This window comes from Pseudomonas sp. S44, assembly GCF_016624805.1.
In the GTDB taxonomy this organism is placed as follows: Bacteria; Pseudomonadota; Gammaproteobacteria; order Pseudomonadales; family Pseudomonadaceae; genus Aquipseudomonas; species Aquipseudomonas machongensis.
Genome location: NZ_JACVTY010000002.1, coordinates 109,960 through 130,446, shown reverse-complemented (window position 1 = coordinate 130,446; position 20,487 = coordinate 109,960). Strand labels below are relative to the sequence as shown.

Sequence of the window (20,487 nt, the reverse complement as noted above, 5' to 3'; positions counted from 1 at the left end):
GATTCAAGCTTAGCGGGGTTGACCGAGGTCAGCCTGATGAACCGACCGAAACAGAAACGCCCCGGCAAGCCGGGGCGTTCTGGGAGATGACACGGAGTTGGTTTTTGAACGCTTAACGCACACCACTCTGACGCAGGGCCGCAGGCTGGAAGTCAGCCTTGTTGGCGCTGAAGGTGAAGTCGTAGGATTTTTTCTCCTCGTTCTTCATGCCCAGTGCCAGGTAACGGCCCGACTGCAGGTCATAGATCGCTTCGAGGGTGTACCACGGCACCTGGTTGTTGTAGTACGGCTGGGCATGCGCCTCGGACACGCGCCACAGCTGGTTGCGCCCGTCGTACTGGTCGATCACCGCGGCCTGCCAGGTATCTTCGTCGATGTAGAAGTCACGCTTGGCGTAGATGTGGCGCTGGCCTGGCTTCAGGGTCGCGACCACATGCCACACACGGCGCAGCTCGTAGCGGGCCAGGTCCTGGTTGATGTGGCCGGCCTTGATGATGTCGGCGTACTTGAGCTTCGGATCGTCGAGCTTGTAGGCGTTGGAGGCGATATACATCTCCTTCTTGCCTTCGAGCTTCCAGTCGTAGCGGTCCGGCGCGCCGTTGTACATGTCCAGGTTGTCGGAGGTGCGCAGGCCGTCGGCGGCGGTACCCGGGCCGTCGTAGGAAACCTGCGGCGCCTGGCGCACACGGCGCTGGCCGGCATTGTAGATCCAGGCCTTGCGCGGTTCCTTGACCTGATCGAGGGTCTCGTGCACCAGCAGCACGGTCCCGGCCAGACGCGCCGGCGCAGTCACTTCCTGCTTGAAGTAGAACAGCACGTTGCCCGGGTTGTTCGGGTCGTAGTCCTTCATCTTGTCGCGGAACACGAACTGGTCGTTGAAATACACCAGGCTGTAGGAACCGTTCTGCTGCGGCGTGGCCTGGGTGACCAGACGCGACACACTGCCACCGCGATAACGGGTGATGTGGTTCCAGATCACCTCGACACCGCTCTTGGGAATCGGGAACGGGATCGCGCCACGGAAGTTGTTCAGGCCGTTGCCGCCTTCGACCAGGGTGGTCTGGGTGGCGTTGGACTTGATGTCGGCGTACACGGCATCCGGCACGGTGGCGCCGCGGTGGGTCTTGTACACCGGCAGCTTGTAGGTGTCCGGATAGCGCTTGAGCATCGCCAGTTGGCCAGGGGCCAGCTTGTCCTTGTACTGGTCGGCGTTCGCGGCGGTGATGGTGAACAGTGGCTTTTCGCTGCCGTACGGGTCGGACAGGAAGCCCCTGGCATCGACACTGCCGGCGGTCTTGGCCAGCGGCTCCCACGGGCCGATCGAGCCATCGGCGTTACCGGCCTTCTCCGCGCCCATCGGCGTGAGCGTGGTACCGAGTTTGGCCGCCTCATCGGCGGAAACCGCAGCCATGACGCTGGTCGCCAGCAGGGACATGCCCAGCACACCGGCTTTCAGCAGACTTGTGGTCATCTTCATCGTTGTCGTCCTGGATCAGAGTTCTTAGAAGTTCACGCCGAAGCTGAGGGCGACGAAGTCGCGGTCATCCACGGTGCTGTACTTGCCATCGAAGAAGTTGGTGTACGACAGGCTCGCCGTGTAGGTGTTCTGGTACTCCGCGTCCAGGCCCAGGCTGATCGCCTTGCGGCCTTCCTCGAAGTTGCCACCAGGGCCCGGCGAGTAGCCGGACACGTCGTGGGACCAAGCCACGTTGGGCTTGAGGTTGACCCCGGCGAAGACGTCGTTGTAGTCCCAGATCACCCGGGCGCGATACCCCCAGGAGGTGCTGGTGGTATAGCCGTCGTTCTCGCACTTGCGATTGAGGTTGGTGGTCGAGGCGCCTGCACCGGCACCAGCGATGGTGCTGGCATTGAGTGCCTGGCAGGTGTTGGCGCCGCCGGTGGCCGGCAGCGGGCCTGGGCCGAACACCGGGTCACGGCCGTAACGGGTGTCGTGTGCGCTCTCCAGGCCGCCCACATGGGTGACGCCCAGTTCGCCCACCACGGTCATGCGGCTGGCGCCCATCACCTGGTCGAAGAAGTGCGTCAGGGTGGTCTGGAACTGGGTGATTTCCTTGCGGCGATAGCCGTGCAGGTCCTGACCCGGGGTACCGTTGAGCAGCGAAGCGTTGGCCAGGGCGCCGCCCAGTGGACGCACACCGGCGAACAGGATGTCGGTGGTATTCAACTGCACAGGAGCGTTGGGACGGTAGCTGATTTCACCGCTCCACGCCGTGCCGGTGGGCAGGGTGGTGGAGAAGCTCAGACCGTACAGGCGGATGTCTTCAGGGTACTCGACGAAGTACTGCGAGTTGCCCGCGACGATCAGCGGCGCCAGCGGACGCAAGTTGGCTGGCAGCGACGGAATGCCAGCGAACACCGCAGGCGAGGCGCCGGTGGCGCTGAAGATCGGCGCACGGCTGTGGTAGTTCATGAAGTAGGCACCGAACTCGGTGTCCAGCGGTTCGAACATGTAGCGCAGCGCCACGCCGAACTGGCCGCTGTCACGCGCGTCGCGGTCCGGACCACGGCGCACCATCACGCCTTCTTCGTTGATGTTCACGCCACGGGTGGCGAGGAACTGCTGCGCTGCGCCTGGCACCGTGCGGCTGCTGTTGAGCACGCGCAGGTTGTCGGTGCAGCCGTCGGAGATGATGTCGGGCTGGGAGAAGAAGGTGCCGCAGTTGTCGGTGACGGTCTGGTCCCATTCGAGCTGGTAGAAGGCTTCGGCCGACAGGTTGTCGGTCAGGCTCTGGGAGATGTAGAACATGTTGACCGGGATCAGGCCTTCCTTGATCTCGGCGCCTGGGCGGCGGAAGGCAGCGACGTCGATCGGGTTGATCGAGTTGATGCCGCCCCCGATGAAGGTACTTTCACCCCAGCTCACCACCTGCTTGCCGAAGCGCACCGAACCCGGCATGTCGGCGATGGCGTAGTTGTGGTAGATGAACGCGTCGAGCAGTTGCGCGCCCGAGGACTTGGCCCCCGACTTGCGCCCCGAGTCGCTGATATCCTTGAACTCGCGGCCTTCGTCCTTGAGCTCGAAGTCGTACCAGTACTTGCCACGGACGAAGACGCCGGTGTCGCCGTACTTGAGTTCGAGATCGTGGATACCCTTGAAGATCTTGGAGAAGGTCTCGCCTTTCTTGAAGTTCAGGTGGCCATCGTCGGAGGTCTGGGACAGGCCCTTGCCACCGTTGTTGACGCCGATCAGGTTCTTGTTGGGGTTGGCAGTCGACCAGCTGGCCCCGATGGAGAGCGATGAGTCGAACTGACCTTCGATTTCCCCGATGTTGAAACTCACACCGAATGCGGGACTTGCGAGCGTGGAAGCGAGGCTGACGGCCAAGGGCAGCTTGGCCCGGCGCCAGAACGGGTTTGCAGATGTCATCGACGCTACTCCATGTACTTTTTTGTTATGGCAGTGAGTCCTTTCAGAAACGGCCCCGAGCGCTGCGAGCAGGCTCCTGCCAGAGGCAGCACGGCATGCGCGTGCGCCCTCCCCCATTTCTGAAAATCCCCTGACCCGACTATAGCCAGCGGCCACACGCGCTTGATCCCTCTAAAGTGTGATTTGCGTCTCGCAAGCAGAGGCATCGCAAATGGCCACTTCGATCGCTGGCAGTGCAGAAGCATGGCTCAATTTCGTCGTTTGACAAGGCGCGATACCTCTAACACGCGGGTCACGCCAGAACAGGCGTGACCCGGGCAAGTGTTACAGGGTCGAGAGGAAAGTACTGTTACTGGCCTGCCACTGGGTGACGTCCACGCGGATACGCTTCTTGTCGAGCTTGCCCACGCTGGTCTTGGGAATTTCAGTAACAACGGCGATCTGGCTCGGAATCGCCCACTTGTTGATGTGCCCCAACTCGACGAACGGCTTGAGATGCTCCTTGAGCACCTTGGCGTCCAGCTGCTGGCCTTCGTGCACGACCAGCAGCGCGAATGGCCGCTCGCCCCACTGCGGATCGGGCACGCCGACCACCGCCACCTCGCGCACGGCCCCGTGACGGCTGATCAGGTCTTCAAGGTCGAGGGACGAAATCCACTCGCCACCGGTCTTGATCACATCCTTGATGCGGTCGCGGATGTCGATGTAGCCCATGCCATCGAGCGTGGCGACATCGCCGGTGTGCAACCAGCCGCCAGCCCACAGCTCGTTGCTCTTTTCCGGTTCGTTGAAATAGCCCATGGTCAGCCAGGGGGCGCGCAACACCAGCTCGCCCTGGGCCTCGCCGTCGGCGGGCAGGAAGTTGCCGTGGTCGTCGACGATGGCCGCCTCCACCAAGGGTACGGGTACGCCAGCCTTGATGCGGTAGCTGACGCGCTCGTCTTCACCACCGGCCAGCAGTTCTTCGTTCAGGTGCGCGCAGGAGATCAGCGGGCAGGTTTCCGACATGCCATAGGCCGCAGTGAGCTGGATGCCCCGCGCCAGGGCAGCCTCGTACAGCGCCCGGTTGAGCGCGCTGCCGCCGATGATCACCTTCCAGCCACCGAAGTCCTGGCCCTTGGCTGAAGGGCAGTTGAGCAGCATCTGCAGGATGGTCGGCACGCAGTGGGAGAAGGTGACCTTTTCCTCGCGCCACAGCTTGATCAGCATGTCTGGCTCATAGCGCCCCGGATACACCTGCTTGATGCCCATCATGGTCGCCGCGTAGGGGATGCCCCAGGCATGCACGTGGAACATCGGCGTGATCGGCATGTAGACGTCGTTGGTGCTGAGCAGGCGCACGCTGTCGAGACTGCCGAGCACCGAGGTTTCGGCCAGGGTGTGCAGCACCAGTTGACGGTGGGTGAAGTACACGCCCTTGGGGTTGCCGGTGGTACCGGTGGTGTAGAAGGTGGTGGCCACCGAGTTCTCGTCGAAGTCGGGGAAGTCGTAATGCGGGCTGGCGGCGGCGAGCAGTTGCTCGTACTCACCGACCAGGTTCGGCAGCTCGGCGGTCTTGTCCGGGCCGTCAGTGATCAGCAGGGTCTTGTCGACCGTGGTCAGTTGCCCGGCGATGGCCTGGTAGAGGCCGACGAAATCGCTGTTGACCAGCACGAAGCGATCTTCGGCGTGGTTCATGGTGTAGAGGATCTGCTCGGGAGACAGGCGCACGTTGATGGTGTGCACCACCGCGCCGATCATCGGGATGGCGAACATGCATTCCAGATAGCGGTGACTGTCCCAGTCCATCACCGCCACCGTGTCACCGGCCTTGACCCCGGCTTCGGTGAGCACGTTGGCCAGCCTGGCGATGCGCTCGCCGAGTTCGGGATAGGTCAGCCGCACCTTGTCGCGGTAGACGATTTCACGGGTCTTTTCGTAGCGGCTGCCAGACATCAGCAGGCGTTTGATCAGCAGCGGGTAGGTGTAGGCGCCGTCGGCGGGCTTGAGGAGGCGGGTCTGCAGCATGGGTATCCCTTTTCTGAAAAGCGTGCCGGATATTCAAGGATTTACTGTAGATCGGTGACGCGACGGTCAAATCAGCCGAAGGAATGATTTGGCGTCGCAAAGTATGAGTGGCAATGTGCGAACAGGGCGTTACAGCGCCGCAGAATCCGGAGCCGATGCGCTCCCCACCTCTGGCCTTTGCCGACGGAGCCGCCAATGTCGCGTCATGCAGTTTTTCTCGACCACCACTCCCTTGACCTGGGAGATCTCGACCTTTCTGCGCTCGAACAGCAGTTCGACAGCCTGCAACTGCATGCCGCCAGCGCAGCGGAACAGGTCAGCGAACGCCTGCAGGGTGCCAGCGTGGTGATCAGCAACAAGGTGATGCTCGATGCTGCGGCGCTCGCGGCCAATCCACAAGTGAAACTGATCCTGGTGGCCGCCACCGGCACCAACAACGTCGACCTCGCCGCCGCCCGCGCCCAAGGCATCACCGTGTGCAACTGCCAGGGCTACGGCACACCTTCGGTGGCGCAGCACACACTGGCGCTGCTGCTGGCCCTGGCCACCCGGCTATGCGACTACCAGCAAGCGGTAAAGGACGGCGCATGGGCCAAGGCTAGCCAGTTCTGCCTGCTGGACTTCCCCATCGTCGAGCTGGAAGGCAAGACCCTGGGCCTGTTGGGGCACGGCGAGCTGGGCGGCGCGGTGGCGCGCCTGGCCGAGGCGTTCGGCATGCGTGTGCTGAGCGGGCAGATCCCTGGACGACCGGCGCGCGCCGACCGCCTGGCGCTGGATGAACTGCTGCCGCAAGTCGATGCCCTGACCCTGCACTGCCCGCTGAACGAGCAGACCCGCCACATGATCGGCGCCCGTGAACTGGCCTTGCTCAAGCCGGGTGCCCTGGTGGTGAACACCGCCCGCGGCGGCCTGATCGATGAACAGGCGCTGGCCGATGCCTTGCGCAGCGGTCACCTGGGCGGTGCGGCGACCGATGTGCTGAGCGTCGAGCCGCCGGTAAACGGCAATCCGCTGCTGGCGGCAGACATCCCGCGCCTGATCATCACCCCGCACAGTGCCTGGGGTGCGGTGGAGTCGCGCCAGCGTATCGTCGGGCAACTGGCCGAAAACGCCCAGGCGTTCTTCGCCGGTCAGCCACGGCGGGTGGTGGCCTGAAGCGCAGACCCGCTCGGTCGCCACTGCCAGCCCGTGCACGGCCCTCAGCACGGGTGCGGTACCTGTAGGAGCGGGCTTGCCCGCGAAAAAGGTACTGCGCTGCCTGGCACGGGCTACGCCCGTGTTCGCGGGCAAGTCGCAGCGGCGAACCGCCGCTCCCACAGATTTTGAGCAAGACAGTGGCTCCCACGGGGGATTGGGCTGGCCTTTAGATCTTGAACAAGACAGTTGCTCCTGCAGCGACCACGCCGCGTCCCGGTACGCCAAGTGATACACTTCGCGCTTTTTCAGGAGGCGTCCGCCGATGGACCCGCGCAGTGAAGTGTTGCTCCGCCAGGCGGACCTGTTCCAGGGCCCGCTGCTGATCGCCGGCGCCGCCGCCGATGGCCTGCTCGGGCAACTGCCGCAAGCGCACGCCTGGACCTGGCACGCCGGTGATCAGGCGCTGCTGGAGCAGCGTTTCACTGGCCGCAGCCACTACGGCGTGGAGGTGCCACAGGTTCAGTTCGACGCGGCGGTACTGTTCCTGCCCAAGTCCCGCGACCTTGCTGCCTACCTGCTCAATGCCCTGGCCTCGCGCCTGGGCGGGCGCGAGCTGTATCTGGTCGGCGAGAAACGTGGCGGAATCGAGGGCGCGGCCAAGCAACTGCAGGCCTTCGGCAAACCGCGCAAGCTCGACAGCGCCCGGCATTGCCAACTATGGCAGGTGACCGTGGACAATGCGCCCGAGGCCAAGCCTCTGGAGAGCCTCGCGGAGCGCTTCGAGCTGGCGCTCGAGGATGGCCCGCTGCAGGTGGTCAGCCTCCCGGGTGTGTTCAGCCATGGCCGCCTGGATCGCGGCACCGCACTGCTGCTGCAGCATCTGGAGCAACTGCCGATCGGCCATGTGCTGGACTTTGGCTGTGGCGCGGGCGTACTCGGCGCGACCATCAAGCGACGTTATCCACAAAGCGATGTCACCCTGCTCGATGTCGATGCCTTCGCCGTGGCCGCCAGTCGACTGACCCTGGCTGCAAATGGTCTGCAAGGCGAGGTGATCAGCGGTGATGGCATTGATGCAGCACCCGATAATCTCACCGTTATCCTGAGCAATCCCCCGTTCCATACCGGGGTGCACACCGACTATCAGGCGGCGGAAAACCTGCTGAGAAAAAGCAGCAAAATTCTGCAAAAAGGCGGCGAAATACGCTTGGTTGCCAATAGTTTCCTGCGCTATCAACCCCTGCTCCAGGAGGCCTTGGGCAACTGCGAAATCCGCGCCGAAGCAGACGGCTTCCGGATCTACAGGGCAACACGCGGTTAAAAAATTAACGCTTGCCCAAACCGTTTCGGCTAGGCAGAATCCGCTCCGTCCTAGGGGAGTAGTCTCCCGCAAGCACCCTCTGCTTGCCCGGTACGCGTCAACACACTTGGCCCACAGGCCATGGCGCGTGCGACCTCACGGCTCACACAGATGAGCCCGGGGTTTGACAAGACCTATGACACGCACACCTTACCCGGGGCGGGGAGGCTGTACGTGTCATAGCCGTGTCGACCCGCCCCGTAGGAAGCCTGATGCTCGAATCCCTGCTCGTTCCCACCGCCATCGTTGCGCTCGCCGAAATAGGCGACAAGACGCAATTGCTCGCGCTCATTCTCGCGGCGCGCTTTCGCAAGCCTTGGCCGATCATCGCCGGCATCGTCGCCGCCACCCTCGCCAACCATGCGGCCGCCGGCGCCGTGGGAGCCTGGGTCAGCGGGTTCTTCACCGAAAGCGTGCTGCACTGGATCCTGGCTGCGAGCTTCACCGCCACCGCCCTGTGGACCCTGGTCCCGGACAAGATGGACGATGACGAAACCAGCAATGCACGCCGCTTCGGCCCGTTCCTGACCACGTTGATCGCGTTCTTCCTGGCGGAGATCGGTGACAAGACCCAGGTCGCCACAGTGATGCTGGCCGCGCAGTACCCGCACCTGATCATGGTCATCATCGGCACTACGCTGGGCATGTTGATCGCCAACGTACCGGTGGTACTGGCGGGCAACTTCGCGGCCGACAAACTGCCGCTGGCGTTGATCCGTCGACTGGCGGCGGCAGCGTTCTTCGTGCTGGCAGCGGTCGCGGTGTATTCGGCGATGAAGACCAGTGGGTGGATTGGCTAAGGCACCGAAGACAGGACAGGACCGTGAGAGCGGTCCTGACTGTGGGAGCGGGCTCGTCCCGCGATCACCGGCAAAGCCGGTGCCAGACACCGCAGCACCTGGCACCGGCTTTGCCGGTGATCGCGGGACCAGCCCGCTCCCACAGAAATTGCTCCAGCCGCGGGATAGTTGAACCAGACAACTACCCCACAGCGCAGAGCGGGTTACTTCTTCGCCGCCTGGTACAGCGGCATCACCTTCGGAATCGCGGCCTGCAGCGACGCGATGCGGCTGGCCGAAGCCGGGTGAGTGCTCATGAACTCAGGCGGTGCGCCTTCGGACGCCTTGCTCATCTTGTTCCACAGGGTGATCGCCGCATTCGGGTCGTAACCGGCCCGTGCCGACAGTTCCAGGCCGATCAGGTCGGCCTCGTTCTCGTTGGCCCGGCTGTTGGGCAGGGTCATGGAGTAGTTCACCACGGTGTCGGCCAGCGCCATGCTGTCCTGGCCAAGGCCGAAGATCGCACCGGCGCCCTGGCGCGCCATCTCGATACCGTAGGCCTTGGACATCGCCTCGCGACCATGCTCACGCAGGGCGTGGGCGATTTCATGGCCCATGACCGCAGCCAGCTCAGCGTCGGTGAGCTTGAGCTGATCGATCAGCCCGGTGTAGACGATGATCTTGCCGCCCGGGCCGCAGTTGGCGTTGAGCTCATCGCTCTTGATCACGTTGACCTCCCACTTCCATTGCGCGGCATCCGGCCGGAATTGCGGGGCCTGGGCAATCAGGCGGTCGGCAATGACCTGCACACGCTTGGCATCGGCACTGCTCTTGTCCAGCACGCCCTTGCTCGACGCTTCACCGAGCGTCTGCTGGTACGACTGCGCATACATCTGGTTGACCTCATCGGTCGACAGCATGCTGAACATGTACTGCTTGCGCTCGACGCCAACCGCTCCGCCGCTGGTGGTATTGACCGCCTGGCAACCACCCAGCAGAACGCTGGCGCTCAACAGGCTGATCACGAAAGACTTACGCATGAAAACACTCCCTTTTTACATGCCGCGTATCCTAGGCCCACTCGCCTGACCCTGCCAGAGCCGCAGGGAAGATTTCTCTCATCTTCCCCTCATGCTTTCCCTCGACCACGCCGATAACAAAAGAAAACGACCTCCTTGCGTGGAGCTTTCCAGTAATGAAGTTCAAGTCGATCCAGTTTTCCGTGGCGGCCCTGGCCGGTGCCATTGTATTGAGCATTGTCGCGGCGCTGGTGCTGTACGCCGTGTACTCCGGGGCCCGCACCCAGGACCTGGTACAGCAGCGCACCCAGCAGCAGTTCGAAAGCGTGATCGAACAGCGCCTGTCGGCCCTGGCCCGCACCCAGGTGAGCGAGATCCAGCGCGGCCTGGAAGCGCCGCTGCTGATCAGCCGCAGCCTGGCCACGGTCAACGCCATGCTCGGCATGCAGGACGCCGACGGCAAACCGCTGATGCAGATCGACCGCGCCTACCTGAACAACCTGCTCAAGCGCACCGTGGAGGTCAACCCGACGGTGCTCGGCGCGTATCTGGGCTGGGAACCGAACGCACTGGATCACGCCGACATCAATGGCGAACGCTACCTGCCCTGGTGGTTCCGCAACGCCGACGGCAGTCTCGGCCAGGACCGCCTGGTGGACGTGAACGACCACACCGTGCTGTCGACCGGGGTACGCGCCAGTGAGTACTACCTGTGCCCGAAGGAAACCAAGAAGGCCTGCGTGATCGACCCGGCGCCCTACAAGGTTGGCGACAAGATGGTGATGCTCGCGTCGTTCGTCGAGCCGATCATGGTCAACGGTCAGTTCCAGGGCATCGCCGGGGCCGACCTGTCGGTGAACTTCATCCAGGACCTGCTCAACGCTGCCGACCGCCAGCTGTACAACGGCGCCGGCGAACTGGCACTGGTGTCGAGCAACGGTCGTCTGGTCGCCTATACCAAGGACGCCTCCAAGTTCGGCGAGAAGGCCAGCGACGTGCTGGACCCGGCCGAAGCCGCAACCCTGGCCAGTATCAGCGGCGAAGACCTGCACTATAAAGTCGACACCGCCAAGGACCGTATCGAGCTGTTCCTGCCGTTCAAGGTCGCCAGCACCGACGCGCGCTGGGTCCTGCTGCTGGAAATGCCGCTGAGCACGGTCATGGCCGACGTCAACCAGCTACAGAAAGACCTCGGCGAGCAGCGCCGTACCGACATCGCCGGCATGACCCTGGTCGGCCTGGGCATCGCCGCCCTCGGCCTGCTGGTGATCTGGCTGCTGGCCCATGGCATTGCCCGTCCGCTGAAACAGATGGTGGCGATGCTCGACGACATCGCCCAGGGCGAAGGCGACCTCACCCGCCGCCTGCAGAGTGATCGCGCCGACGAGCTGGGCGCCATCGCCAAAGGCTTCAACACCTTCCTGGCCAAGCTGCAGGCGATGATCAGCCAGGTGGTGACCTCGGTGCAGAAAGTCAGCGATTCCTCGGAGCACACCGCCGACATCGCCATCCGCACCAACCAGGGCGTGCACAAGCAGATGGCCGAGATCGACCAGGTAGCCACCGCCGTGCAGGAGATGACTGCTACCGCCCAGGACGTGGCACGCAATGCCACCCACGCCGCGCACGCGGCCAGCAATGCCGACCAGGCTGCCAACCAGGGCATGCAGATCGTGCGCGACACCTCGCAGTCGATCAGCATCCTGGCCAGCGAGATCGGCCGTGCAGTGACCGTGGTGCAGACCTTGGCCCGCGACAGCGAGAACATCAATGCCATCCTGGTGACCATCCGCGCCATCGCCGAACAGACCAACCTGCTGGCGCTCAACGCTGCCATCGAGGCGGCCCGCGCCGGAGAGCAAGGCCGCGGCTTCGCCGTGGTCGCCGACGAGGTGCGCAACCTGGCGCAGAAGACCCAGCAGGCCACCCAGGAAATCCAGCAGATGATCCAGCAGTTGCAGCAGGGCACCCGCGATGTGGTCAAGGTGATGGAAGACAGCCAGGGCAAGACCGACGACAGCGTGCAGCAGGCCAGCCGTGCTGCCGAAGCGCTGGAGAGCATCACCGAGGCCGTGTCGGTGATCAACGACATGAACACCCAGATCGCCAGCGCCGCCGAACAGCAGAGCGCGGTGGCCGAGGACATCAACCGCAACGTCATCAACATCGGCCAGGTGGCCGGCGAAGTGGCCGGCGGGGCTGACGAATCGAGCCAGGCCAGTGCCGAGCTGACCAAGCTGGCCGAGCAGCAGCGGCGGTTGATCAATCAGTTCAGGGTTTGATTCAAATACCGAGTCGCTCTTTTCGCGGGCAAGCCCATCTCTGTGAGGAGTGGGCTTGCCCGCGAAATGCTCGCCATAAATCTCAAGCCGGAGTCAGGCACTCCGGCCCATCGAGCTTCGGATCATTGACCAGATGCGCCAGCGCCCGCTCGCGCAACGCCGCTGGAGGGCTGGCCAGCAGCTCGTGCAGGCGCGCCAGCGGTGTGTCGGGATCCAGCCAGGCGGCCTGCCCGGCCTCATCGAGAATCAATGGCCGACGCTGGTTCATCGCCGCCTGAGTGACCACCGCACAACTGAGCCAGACCTGCTCCTGCACCGGATACGCCTCCCACACCGCGGCATAGAACAACGACGCGCCCTCCCCCGGCGTAACCCAGTACGGGCGCTTGCGCGCCGTTCCGCGCCACTCGTAGAAGCCGTTGGCCGGCATCAGGCAACGGCGCTGGCGAAATGCATCACGAAACATCGGCTGCTCGGCGAGGGTCTCGGCGCGGGCATGGGCGGGGGTGCGGGACAGGTCGGTGAGCCAGGCCGGGGTCAGGCCCCAGCGTGCCCTGGTCAGCTGCAACTGGCCGTCGAGCCGGCGTTGAATCAGCACCGACGCCCCAGGCGAGATGTTCCATTGGGCCTGCTGGTCGGCGGGAAATCCGGGCAGGGCGGCAAAAGCCTGGGACCAGCGAAAGAGGGCGTAACGTCCACACATAAGACAGCAAACCTAGCAGATCAGGGTACCGGGGATACTCTCCGGCTCGTCCCCGGCAAGGGGCTGGGCGGCATTGTACTCATCGATCAGCTGCCGTGCGTACCCGGCCTGTTCATCGGCAACCGCCAGGGCCAGCAAGCCCTGCATCGGCAGATCGCCCATGGCGCCGACCAGATCGCCGCCGATCAGGTGCACCTGGACGCCTTCGCTGGCCAGCATGCCTACCAGCATCTGCGCCTCCATCAGGCTCTCGGGTTCGTAGATGCGGCGCATCAGGCATCGTCCTCGCGGCGTACTTCGAGCATCCATTCGTCACCATGCACCTGCAGGATGAACACGATGGGCTGGCAGCACACCTGGCAGTCCTCGGTGTAGTGCTGGTCGCCACCGGAAATATCGACCGTGGTTTCCACACGCTCACCGCAATAAGGACAGTCATAAAAGTCGATTTCGAGCATCGGGGGCCTGCGCAGTGACTTATGCGTATAATTGCCGGTCTGTTTACGGGGTCCGTGTGTGTCCGAGCCGTTTTTTTCGGCCCCGCCCCTACTTTATTACTCTAGCCGTTTCCAACAAGAGAGCATGATGGGCGAATTCGATGCCATCCGACCTTACGACGACGCTGAAGTGCCTGCCGTGCTGGCACGCCTGCTCAGCGACCCGGCATTCCTCGATATCCTCACCCACTTCCGTTTCCCGCGTATCGCGGGCGCCTTCGGCTGGCTGCTCAAGCCGCTGATCGCCCGGCGCCTGCGCAAGGAGTTCGCTGGCGTGACCAGCGTCTCGACCCTGCAGGACAAGGTCGAATACTACGTCGACCGCACCATCGACCGAGCCACCGACGGGGTCACCTACACTGGCGTCGAGCAGCTCAAGTCGGGCAGTGCCTACCTGTTCCTGGCCAATCACCGCGACATCGTCATGGACCCGGCGTTCGTCAACTATGCGGTCTATCACGCCGGCCTGCCGACGCCACGCATCGCCATCGGCGACAACCTGCTGCAAAAGCCGTTCGTCAGCGACATGATGCGTCTGAACAAGAGCTTCATCGTGCACCGCTCGATCAGTGGCCGACGCGAGAAGCTCGCGGCTTACCAACTGCTGTCGGCCTACATCAACCATTCGATCCGCAACGACAGCGCCTCGATCTGGATTGCCCAGGCCGAAGGCCGTGCCAAGGATGGTGACGATCGCACCGATTCGGCGATCCTCAAGATGTTCCACATGAGCCGCAAGGACGAGCCGTTCGGCGCAGTGATCCAGAGCCTGAACCTGATCCCGGTGTCGATCAGCTACGAATACGACCCCTGCGACCAGGCCAAGGCGCGCGAACTGTATATCCGCGCCACCACCGGCACCTACAAGAAAGTGCCCGGCGAAGACGACAACAGCATCGCCCAGGGCATCACCGGCTACAAAGGCCGGGTGCACATCAACTTCGCACCGCCGGTGACCGAGTACCACGAGGACACCAAGCAACTGGCCCTGGCCATCGACCGGCAGATTCTCGGCGGCTACCGGCTGTTCCCGGTCCACTACCTGGCCTATGCGATGTGGGACGGGCAGGACGCGGCGCTGGAAGTACCCGCCGCAGAGAAAGTGTTTGCGGCCGAGGAGCTGGCACGCGCCAAGGAGGAGTGGCAGCGTCGCCTGGAGGCCTGCCCTGCGGAGCACCGGCCATACCTGGTGCAGCAGTATGCGACGCCGGTGCGCAATCAGTACCAGGTCAAGCGCCAGGCCGAGGTGGTTTGAGACGAAGCCGCTCCCGCAGGAACACCGCCGCGTTCATGAACGGCGCCATACCTGCAGGAGCGGCCTTGTGCCGCAGAAAAGCTGTTCAGATCCAGGTGCTGAACCACGACAACAGCAGCGCCATCGCCAGGCACGAGAAGCCCAGGATGTAGTAGTAGCGCGGTACACGCAGGTCGAACGCATCGACCAGCCCTTCCTCGGCAGCCAGGCTTTCACGCACATCGCTCTGGCGACGCCGCGCACTGTGCAGCAGCAGGCCGCCGGGGCAGGTGATGAACAGCGCCAGGACATTGATCAGCTTGGCGGGATGGGCGGCCAGGAACCCCCAGAGGACTTGCAGGGACATCGCGCAACCTCGAAACGACGATAAGCAAAGCCCGGCATTCTACCCAAGCTCCACCCAACCTCCCGTTTTTTGCGACCAAGTGTCATTAAATTTCATCTGTCACACGCTCGTCATCCAGACAGGCCACCCTGTCGGCCTTTCCAGACCGGAGCTTGTCATGCTGCACGCCGAAAACCAGGACCGTCTCTACCTCGTCTCGCAGAGCGACGAGCAGCAGGCACTGATCGACGGATTCGCGATCAATGTCCACGACCAGCGCTGGCTGGTGTATTGCGCCCTGGGCGGACACGCGCACCAGGACCTGCCGGAGGTCGATATGGACACCGGGCTGAGTATGCTGGATTTCGGCATCGAGGCGGCCTGACCGCCCACTCGCGACCCAGTGGGAGCGGGCTTGCCCGCGAAAAGTACACCGCGGTGCATGGCACCGGCGAAGCCGGTGTTCGCGGGCAAGCCCGCTCCCACTGGGACCACGTCTACCAGGGGTTGGGCATCGTCCGACCAAAGAAAAACCCGCTGCCTGTCGCCAGGCAGCGGGTTTTGTTCATTCAGGCGGCGTGCTTATTCAGCCAGGACCTGACCGATGGTCGGGTCCTTGAACAGCCGGGTCAGCGCATCGCTGAGTACGTCACTGACCAGCTTGGTGTTGGTTTCCTGGTTCGGCGCCATGCCGAAGCGCTGGTCAAGCGAGGCGCCGTAACGGCCGCTGTAGCGACGGTTGGCGTTGGACACGTCGGCACGGAAGGTGGCACCGATGGTGGCCTCGGTCACGTACATCTTGTCCTTGGGCGACTGGTACTTCAGCTCGGCCAGGGTCACGGTCAGCTGTGGCGCGCTGCCGGCCCCCGAGGTGGGGGTGAAGCCGAGCAGGCGTACTGCCGCTTCGGCCTGGGCCTGCAGCTTGGGCACGACGTCATTGCCGTTGACGGTAATGGTGCTGGTCTCGGGGTACATGCCACCCCGCGTGCCCAGCGACTGCGAAGCACGGCCGTCGACCACCCGCACGACCACCGGCTGGCCACGACCTACCGGATTGAGCTGAGCGGTGAGCTTGGGTTGCGGGCTGAGTTGCTGCGGGCTGTGTGCACAGCCGACCAGGCTCAGGGTGGCCACCGCCATCAAACCGAACAACAGACGTTGCAGCATGCGCATTTCTCCAGAAAAAGCGGCAAAGGCCCACAGTATACCCAGCCTGGAGCAAGCCAGTCATCGGCCCGCAGCTGCTGTCACAATGGTTTCATGGCCCCGGCGTTATCCTTGCCCCAGCCCGATCAAACAGGACTCGCCGCCATGGCCTCGCTCTGGACCTTGCTCTTCCAACGCCCGCGCCACAACACCTACGCCCGCCTGGATGCCGATGGCAAATGCCTGGCCTTCAAGCAGTGCCACCAGGCACCGAGCGGCGTTGGCTGGGTCCAGGTCAGCGAAGCGCACCTGGGCTGGCTGGGCCATCCGCTGCCCAACAGTGCCCGGATTTGCGTACCTGCAAGCCGCCGTTGGCAGCAACGCATCCTCCCCGCCTGACAAACGCTGCAATAAAAACCCAAGAAGAACGACCTTTCTGCCCGCGACCTCGTTATAATCTCCCCCCGATTATAAGGACGTCTCCTGATCGGGCCCCGCACTCGCCGCTTGACCCCGGCACCTTCACCGCTTCGCCCACAGAGAGCCTTCCACTCAGGTCTTGCATTGGCTGTCGTGCCTGCTGTCTCTGGCCGTCTGCTGCGCATGAACCTGCGGGTTGCCACCGCGCAGTCCACTTTTGAGGTTCACGACTCCAAAAGAGCGTGAAAAAACGGTTTTTCACAACTTCACGAGAGTGTGGCGAGCAAATGAACAGTCTGGCATGTGCAAAAGCGGCAGATACGTCTCGAACAGCCCTGAACAGACGGCAAAAGCGCTCATCCTGGATGGGAGCCTGAGGCCGGTCCATAACGCACGACGGAACACTTGACCATAAGTCGAATTGCCGCACCCGTGGCAAATGGCGTTCAATTATCGAACACCCAAGACTGATTGGCGGTGTCCGCGGAAGTTGCAAGAACTGCGAAGAGTCGGACATGGCGATCCTGGCCAACCCAGGGGTCCTATGCTGTCAATTAGGTGCTGTAGATTGTGGAGACGCGTTAATGGCGCAGAACGAATCGGTTGATGTGGTACTGGTAGGCGCGGGCATCATGAGTGCCACCCTGGCCGTACTGCTCAAGGAGCTGGACCCTGCGATCAAGCTGGAAGTCGTCGAGGCGATGGACTCCGGGGCCGCGGAAAGCTCCAACCCCTGGAACAACGCCGGGACCGGCCACGCCGGCCTGTGCGAGCTGAACTATACGCCCCAGGCCGCCGATGGCAGCATCGACATCAAGAAGGCCGTGCACATCAATACCCAGTTCGAGGTGTCCCGCCAGTTCTGGGCCTACCTGAGCAAGAAGGGCGGCTTCGGCTCGCCGCGCGACTTCATCAATCCCGTGCCGCACCTGAGCTATGTCGAAGGTGACAAGGGCGTGCAATTCCTCAAGAAGCGCTTCGAGCTGCTCAAGCAGCACCACGCGTTCTCCGAGATGGAATACACCGAAGACAAGGCGCTGATGAACGAGTGGATGCCGCTGATGATGCCTGGCCGCCCGGCCGACCAGCACATCGCGGCCACCCGCGTGCTCAAGGGTACCGACGTCAACTTCGGCGCCCTGACCAACAAGCTGCTCAAGCTGCTGGGCGACAGCCCCAATGCCCAGGTCAAGTACAGCAAGAAGGTCACCGGCCTGCGCCGTAAAGGCGACGGCTGGACCGTGAGCATCAAGGACGTCAACAGCGGCAACAGCCGTGAAGTCGACGCCCGCTTCGTCTTCCTCGGCGCAGGTGGCGCGGCGCTGCCGCTGCTGCAAGCGTCGGGCATCCCGGAGAGCAAGGGGTTCGGCGGTTTCCCGGTCAGCGGCCAGTGGCTGCGCTGCGACAATCCGGAGATCGTCAAGCAGCACCAGGCCAAGGTCTACAGCCAGGCCGCGGTCGGTGCCCCGCCAATGTCGGTGCCACACCTCGACACGCGCGTGGTCGACGGCAAGAAATCCCTGCTGTTCGGGCCTTACGCCGGCTTCACCACCAAGTTCCTCAAGCATGGCTCGTTCATGGACCTGCCGCTGTCGGTGCGCATGGGCAACATCGGTCCGATGCTGGCGGTGGCCCGCGACAACATGGACCTGACCAAGTACCTGGTCAGCGAAGTGATGCAGTCGATGGAGCAGCGCCTGGAATCGCTTCGCCGCTTCTACCCCGAAGCGAAAGCCGAGGACTGGCGCCTGGAAGTGGCCGGTCAGCGCGTGCAGATCATCAAGAAGGATCCGAAGAAAGGCGGCATCCTGCAGTTCGGCACCGAGCTGGTCTCGGCCGCCGATGGCAGCCTGGCTGCGCTGCTTGGCGCCTCGCCGGGCGCGTCGGTGACGGTCTCGATCATGCTCGAGCTGATCGAGCGCTGCTTCCCCGAACAGGCCAAGGGCGCCTGGGCTGCCAAGCTCAAGGAGATCTTCCCGGCTCGCGAGAAGACTCTGGCCGCCGATGCCGCGCTGTACCACAAGATCAGCGCCGACAACGACGTGGCCCTGGACCTGGCACAAAACAGCCCGGCCAAGCACTACGCCTGAAACGGCTGAAACGAAAAAACGCCCCGAGGGGCGTTTTTTTGTGCCTGGAATCCCTGCCGCGAACAGGGCAGGACCGGCTCGAGGATCAGCCGCGGGCGTTAGCGATGATCTCGATGTACTCGGGCGCGTTGCGCTGGTCGGCGATCACTTCGGCGAAGGTCTTGCCGTGCTCGTCCTTGCCATCGACATCGTATCCAGCTTCAACGAAGAAGCCGACGAAACGCTCGAAGTCATCGATGCGCAGGCCACGGTAGGCCTTGATCAGCTTGTGGTGCGACGGCGAGGTCAGGCCATCGGCCGGCTCGAACTGAAGGAACGTCTTGATGTAGTCGTCGCTGATCTCGTCACCGATAACCTGCTTCTTGTCTTTACGCATTGCCGACTCCAACTGGGCCATCACGGGCATTTCAAAGGCGGGCAGTGTACCGCTGGCTGCCCATGCGCCTCAACGCGTACGTACGGTTCCAGTGTGCAGGTCGGCCCAGACATGGCCGTTGGCGTAACTGAGGAACTGCACGTACAGCGTCTCGTTGCGCAGCAGGTCCATGATCACCCGGTAATCGGCCTGTGGATAATTCAGCGTCAGGGTACGGGTCTTGTCATCGTAGGTCGGCCGCTTGAGGCTCTTGCCGCCCTCGCCGTCGAAGGTGACCAGCACCTGCGCGATGGTTGCCCCCTTGCTCATGGGCTTGCCCTTCAGGCGCAAGGTCAGGGACGAGGTGATGGGAATCGGCTGCTGGCTGGACTGACGCTGGGCACCGACCACCACCGAGTAATCGGTGACCTGCAGCAGTTGTTGCGACTCGGGTTCTTCCTGGCGCAGCGAGAGGTCATCAGGCGGGAGGAACTGGCTGTGCAAAGGCGCTGCCGACAGCGGCAGGCTCAGCGCCAGCAGAAGGGGAAAGATCGCGCGCATGAAGGGCTCCTTGGCATAGGGGAGCACTCTAGCACGCCTGATCGATCGCTACTGGCAGCGTACGCTCAATCGAACTGCGCGCGCATCCAGGCCTGGTACTGTGCCACCCCGTCCTCACCCTCGCGCGGTGCCCAGTAGGCATGCTCGCCGTCGCCTACCGGGCGGTAGGGGCCGGACTTGCATTCGAACAGGATGCTGTCATCTTCGAGCACCACCAACCCGTGATAGGTGCCAGGCGCCAGGTCGACCCCCAGGCAATCGCCGCCGGCTTCGAGCACGCGCTTGTCGCACACCGCGCCCTGCTCGTCGAAGATCAGCAGCCCCAGACGCCCCTTGAGCACCACCAGCGCCTCGGCCTTGTCATCCTTCAGATGACGGTGCGGCGGAATATAGGTATTCGTCTGCAAACCGACTGCCATGCGGTGGCAAGGTTCTTCCATCTCGTGAAAGTTGTGGTGCTGGCGACCGCGCGGACTGGCAGCGGCTTTTTCAGCCAACACCCCGAACAAGGCCTGATCCATGAAAGCCGGCTTGCGCATGATCACATTCCTTTTACGGCGAAGATGCCATTGGCGTTGCGCCAGTAACCCTTGTAGTCCATGCCATAACCGAAGATATAGCGATCGACGCACGGCAGGCCGACGTAGTCAGCCTTCAAGTCCGGGCTGGCCTTGCGGTCGTGGTCCTTGTCGATCAGCACTGCGGTATAAACCGAGCGCGCACCAGCATGCTTGCAGAAGTCGATGATGGCGCTGAGGGTGTGGCCTTCGTCGAGGATGTCGTCGACGATCAGCACGTCACGGTCGATGAAGGAGATTTCCGGCTTGGCCTTCCAGAACAGCTCACCGCCGCTGGTCTGGTTGCGGTAGCGAGTCGCGTGCAGGTACGAGGCCTCCAGCGGGAACTGCAGGTGGGTCAGCAGTTTGCCGGCGAAGATCAGGCCGCCGTTCATCACGCAGAAGACCACGGGGTTCTTGTCGTGCAGGTCTTTGCAGATCTGCTCACCGACCTGGGCGATGGCCGCTTCGACCTGGGCTTCGTTGTACAGGCAATCGGCCTCGTTCATCACTTGGCGGATATGCTCGAGATCGGCGGACATGGCGCTCTCCAGGAGGTGCATTTTGGAAAAGCGGGCAAAGGTACGCATCCGCTCGTCCCAGATC

The 20,487-nt window shown here is 63.2% G+C and carries 21 protein-coding genes, 1 pseudogene and 1 riboswitch; of the genes and pseudogenes, 9 read left to right on the top strand and 13 right to left on the bottom strand.

Translation table 11 applies throughout. The features are described from left to right. Window positions 1-112: 112 nt before the first annotated feature. From IAE40_RS03730 to IAE40_RS03720, 3 genes are all read right to left on the bottom strand, one after another. Window positions 113-1,477, bottom strand: coding sequence for a DUF1329 domain-containing protein (locus IAE40_RS03730; RefSeq protein WP_200602691.1), 1,365 nt, complete (start codon window positions 1,475-1,477; stop codon window positions 113-115). Window positions 1,478-1,501: 24 nt separating this feature from the next. Further along, entirely contained in the window at window positions 1,502-3,388 is a 1,887-nt protein-coding gene (locus IAE40_RS03725) for a DUF1302 domain-containing protein (protein WP_112897345.1), read from the bottom strand. A 324-nt stretch (window positions 3,389-3,712) separates the two neighbouring features. Continuing rightward, window positions 3,713-5,395, bottom strand: coding sequence for a fatty acid--CoA ligase (locus IAE40_RS03720; protein WP_200602690.1), 1,683 nt, complete (start codon window positions 5,393-5,395; stop codon window positions 3,713-3,715). A gap of 195 nt (window positions 5,396-5,590) precedes the next feature. Here IAE40_RS03720 and IAE40_RS03715 point away from each other — a divergent pair, with 195 nt between their 5' ends. The 3 genes from IAE40_RS03715 to IAE40_RS03705 all read left to right on the top strand — a co-directional run bounded on the left by IAE40_RS03715 (window position 5,591) and on the right by IAE40_RS03705 (window position 8,692). Continuing rightward, window positions 5,591-6,550: a 2-hydroxyacid dehydrogenase gene (locus IAE40_RS03715; protein WP_112897343.1), complete on the top strand. Its 960-nt coding sequence runs from the start codon at window positions 5,591-5,593 to the stop codon at window positions 6,548-6,550. Between the two features lie 304 nt (window positions 6,551-6,854). Beyond that, window positions 6,855-7,853: a class I SAM-dependent methyltransferase gene (locus IAE40_RS03710; RefSeq protein WP_200602689.1), complete on the top strand. Its 999-nt coding sequence runs from the start codon at window positions 6,855-6,857 to the stop codon at window positions 7,851-7,853. 40 nt (window positions 7,854-7,893) lie between these two features. After that, window positions 7,894-8,018, top strand: a riboswitch (yybP-ykoY riboswitch). An 86-nt stretch (window positions 8,019-8,104) separates the two neighbouring features. After that, window positions 8,105-8,692, top strand: a complete 588-nt coding sequence (locus IAE40_RS03705; RefSeq protein ID WP_054895644.1) for a TMEM165/GDT1 family protein — start codon at window positions 8,105-8,107, stop codon at window positions 8,690-8,692. A 203-nt stretch (window positions 8,693-8,895) separates the two neighbouring features. On the opposite strand, the gene IAE40_RS03700 is transcribed toward IAE40_RS03705, so the two are convergent. Continuing rightward, window positions 8,896-9,711 (bottom strand): M48 family metallopeptidase, encoded by an 816-nt coding sequence (locus IAE40_RS03700; RefSeq protein WP_054894582.1) that lies wholly within the window; start codon window positions 9,709-9,711, stop codon window positions 8,896-8,898. Window positions 9,712-9,866: 155 nt separating this feature from the next. On the opposite strand from IAE40_RS03700, the pseudogene IAE40_RS25975 reads away from it, so the two are divergent. Next, window positions 9,867-11,117, top strand: a pseudogene (locus IAE40_RS25975) (HAMP domain-containing protein); the annotation flags it as partial. 12 nt (window positions 11,118-11,129) lie between these two features. Then, entirely contained in the window at window positions 11,130-11,972 is an 843-nt protein-coding gene (locus tag IAE40_RS25970) for a methyl-accepting chemotaxis protein (RefSeq protein WP_371105661.1), read from the top strand. Window positions 11,973-12,054: 82 nt separating this feature from the next. Here the strand turns inward: IAE40_RS25970 and IAE40_RS03690 are convergent, their stop codons facing one another. The 3 genes from IAE40_RS03690 to IAE40_RS03680 are packed head-to-tail and all read right to left on the bottom strand — an operon-like array spanning window position 12,055 to window position 13,133. Beyond that, window positions 12,055-12,675: an SOS response-associated peptidase gene (locus IAE40_RS03690; RefSeq protein WP_200602688.1), complete on the bottom strand. Its 621-nt coding sequence runs from the start codon at window positions 12,673-12,675 to the stop codon at window positions 12,055-12,057. A gap of 12 nt (window positions 12,676-12,687) precedes the next feature. Then, entirely contained in the window at window positions 12,688-12,948 is a 261-nt protein-coding gene (locus IAE40_RS03685) for a putative signal transducing protein (RefSeq protein ID WP_054894585.1), read from the bottom strand. Continuing rightward, the gene (locus IAE40_RS03680) at window positions 12,948-13,133 is read right to left on the bottom strand and encodes a CPXCG motif-containing cysteine-rich protein (RefSeq protein ID WP_054894586.1); all 186 of its coding nucleotides are present in this window, start codon (window positions 13,131-13,133) and stop codon (window positions 12,948-12,950) included. The genes IAE40_RS03685 and IAE40_RS03680 overlap by 1 nt, the downstream gene beginning before the upstream one ends. A 127-nt stretch (window positions 13,134-13,260) precedes the next feature. Between IAE40_RS03680 and IAE40_RS03675 the strand changes: the two genes are divergently transcribed. Next, window positions 13,261-14,427 carry a 1-acyl-sn-glycerol-3-phosphate acyltransferase gene (locus IAE40_RS03675; RefSeq protein WP_054894587.1) on the top strand — a complete coding sequence of 389 codons (1,167 nt, stop codon included), beginning with the start codon at window positions 13,261-13,263 and terminating at the stop codon, window positions 14,425-14,427. Between the two features lie 85 nt (window positions 14,428-14,512). Here IAE40_RS03675 and IAE40_RS03670 read toward each other — a convergent pair whose 3' ends face one another. After that, window positions 14,513-14,773 carry a hypothetical protein gene (locus tag IAE40_RS03670; protein ID WP_054894588.1) on the bottom strand — a complete coding sequence of 87 codons (261 nt, stop codon included), beginning with the start codon at window positions 14,771-14,773 and terminating at the stop codon, window positions 14,513-14,515. A gap of 157 nt (window positions 14,774-14,930) precedes the next feature. Between IAE40_RS03670 and IAE40_RS03665 the strand changes: the two genes are divergently transcribed. Beyond that, a complete protein-coding gene (locus IAE40_RS03665) occupies window positions 14,931-15,137 on the top strand; it encodes a hypothetical protein (protein WP_153772571.1) in 207 nt (68 codons plus the stop codon). 197 nt (window positions 15,138-15,334) lie between these two features. On the opposite strand, the gene IAE40_RS03660 is transcribed toward IAE40_RS03665, so the two are convergent. Further along, entirely contained in the window at window positions 15,335-15,919 is a 585-nt protein-coding gene (locus tag IAE40_RS03660; protein WP_054894590.1) for a YajG family lipoprotein, read from the bottom strand. Window positions 15,920-16,063: 144 nt separating this feature from the next. Between IAE40_RS03660 and IAE40_RS03655 the strand changes: the two genes are divergently transcribed. Beyond that, complete coding sequence (locus IAE40_RS03655) at window positions 16,064-16,297, top strand: hypothetical protein (protein WP_153772572.1); 234 nt, start codon at window positions 16,064-16,066, stop codon at window positions 16,295-16,297. Window positions 16,298-16,902: 605 nt separating this feature from the next. Next, window positions 16,903-18,408, top strand: a complete 1,506-nt coding sequence (gene mqo / locus IAE40_RS03650; RefSeq protein WP_153772573.1) for a malate dehydrogenase (quinone) — start codon at window positions 16,903-16,905, stop codon at window positions 18,406-18,408. Between the two features lie 85 nt (window positions 18,409-18,493). Here mqo and IAE40_RS03645 read toward each other — a convergent pair whose 3' ends face one another. The 4 genes from IAE40_RS03645 to IAE40_RS03630 all read right to left on the bottom strand — a co-directional run bounded on the left by IAE40_RS03645 (window position 18,494) and on the right by IAE40_RS03630 (window position 20,423). Further along, a complete protein-coding gene (locus IAE40_RS03645) occupies window positions 18,494-18,784 on the bottom strand; it encodes a PA4642 family protein (RefSeq protein WP_054894593.1) in 291 nt (96 codons plus the stop codon). A 69-nt stretch (window positions 18,785-18,853) separates the two neighbouring features. After that, window positions 18,854-19,324 carry a hypothetical protein gene (locus IAE40_RS03640; RefSeq protein ID WP_054894594.1) on the bottom strand — a complete coding sequence of 157 codons (471 nt, stop codon included), beginning with the start codon at window positions 19,322-19,324 and terminating at the stop codon, window positions 18,854-18,856. A 65-nt stretch (window positions 19,325-19,389) separates the two neighbouring features. Beyond that, entirely contained in the window at window positions 19,390-19,863 is a 474-nt protein-coding gene (locus tag IAE40_RS03635; protein WP_197892548.1) for a WbuC family cupin fold metalloprotein, read from the bottom strand. Window positions 19,864-19,865: 2 nt separating this feature from the next. Continuing rightward, complete coding sequence (locus tag IAE40_RS03630; RefSeq protein ID WP_054894596.1) at window positions 19,866-20,423, bottom strand: hypoxanthine-guanine phosphoribosyltransferase; 558 nt, start codon at window positions 20,421-20,423, stop codon at window positions 19,866-19,868. Window positions 20,424-20,487 lie beyond the last annotated feature (64 nt).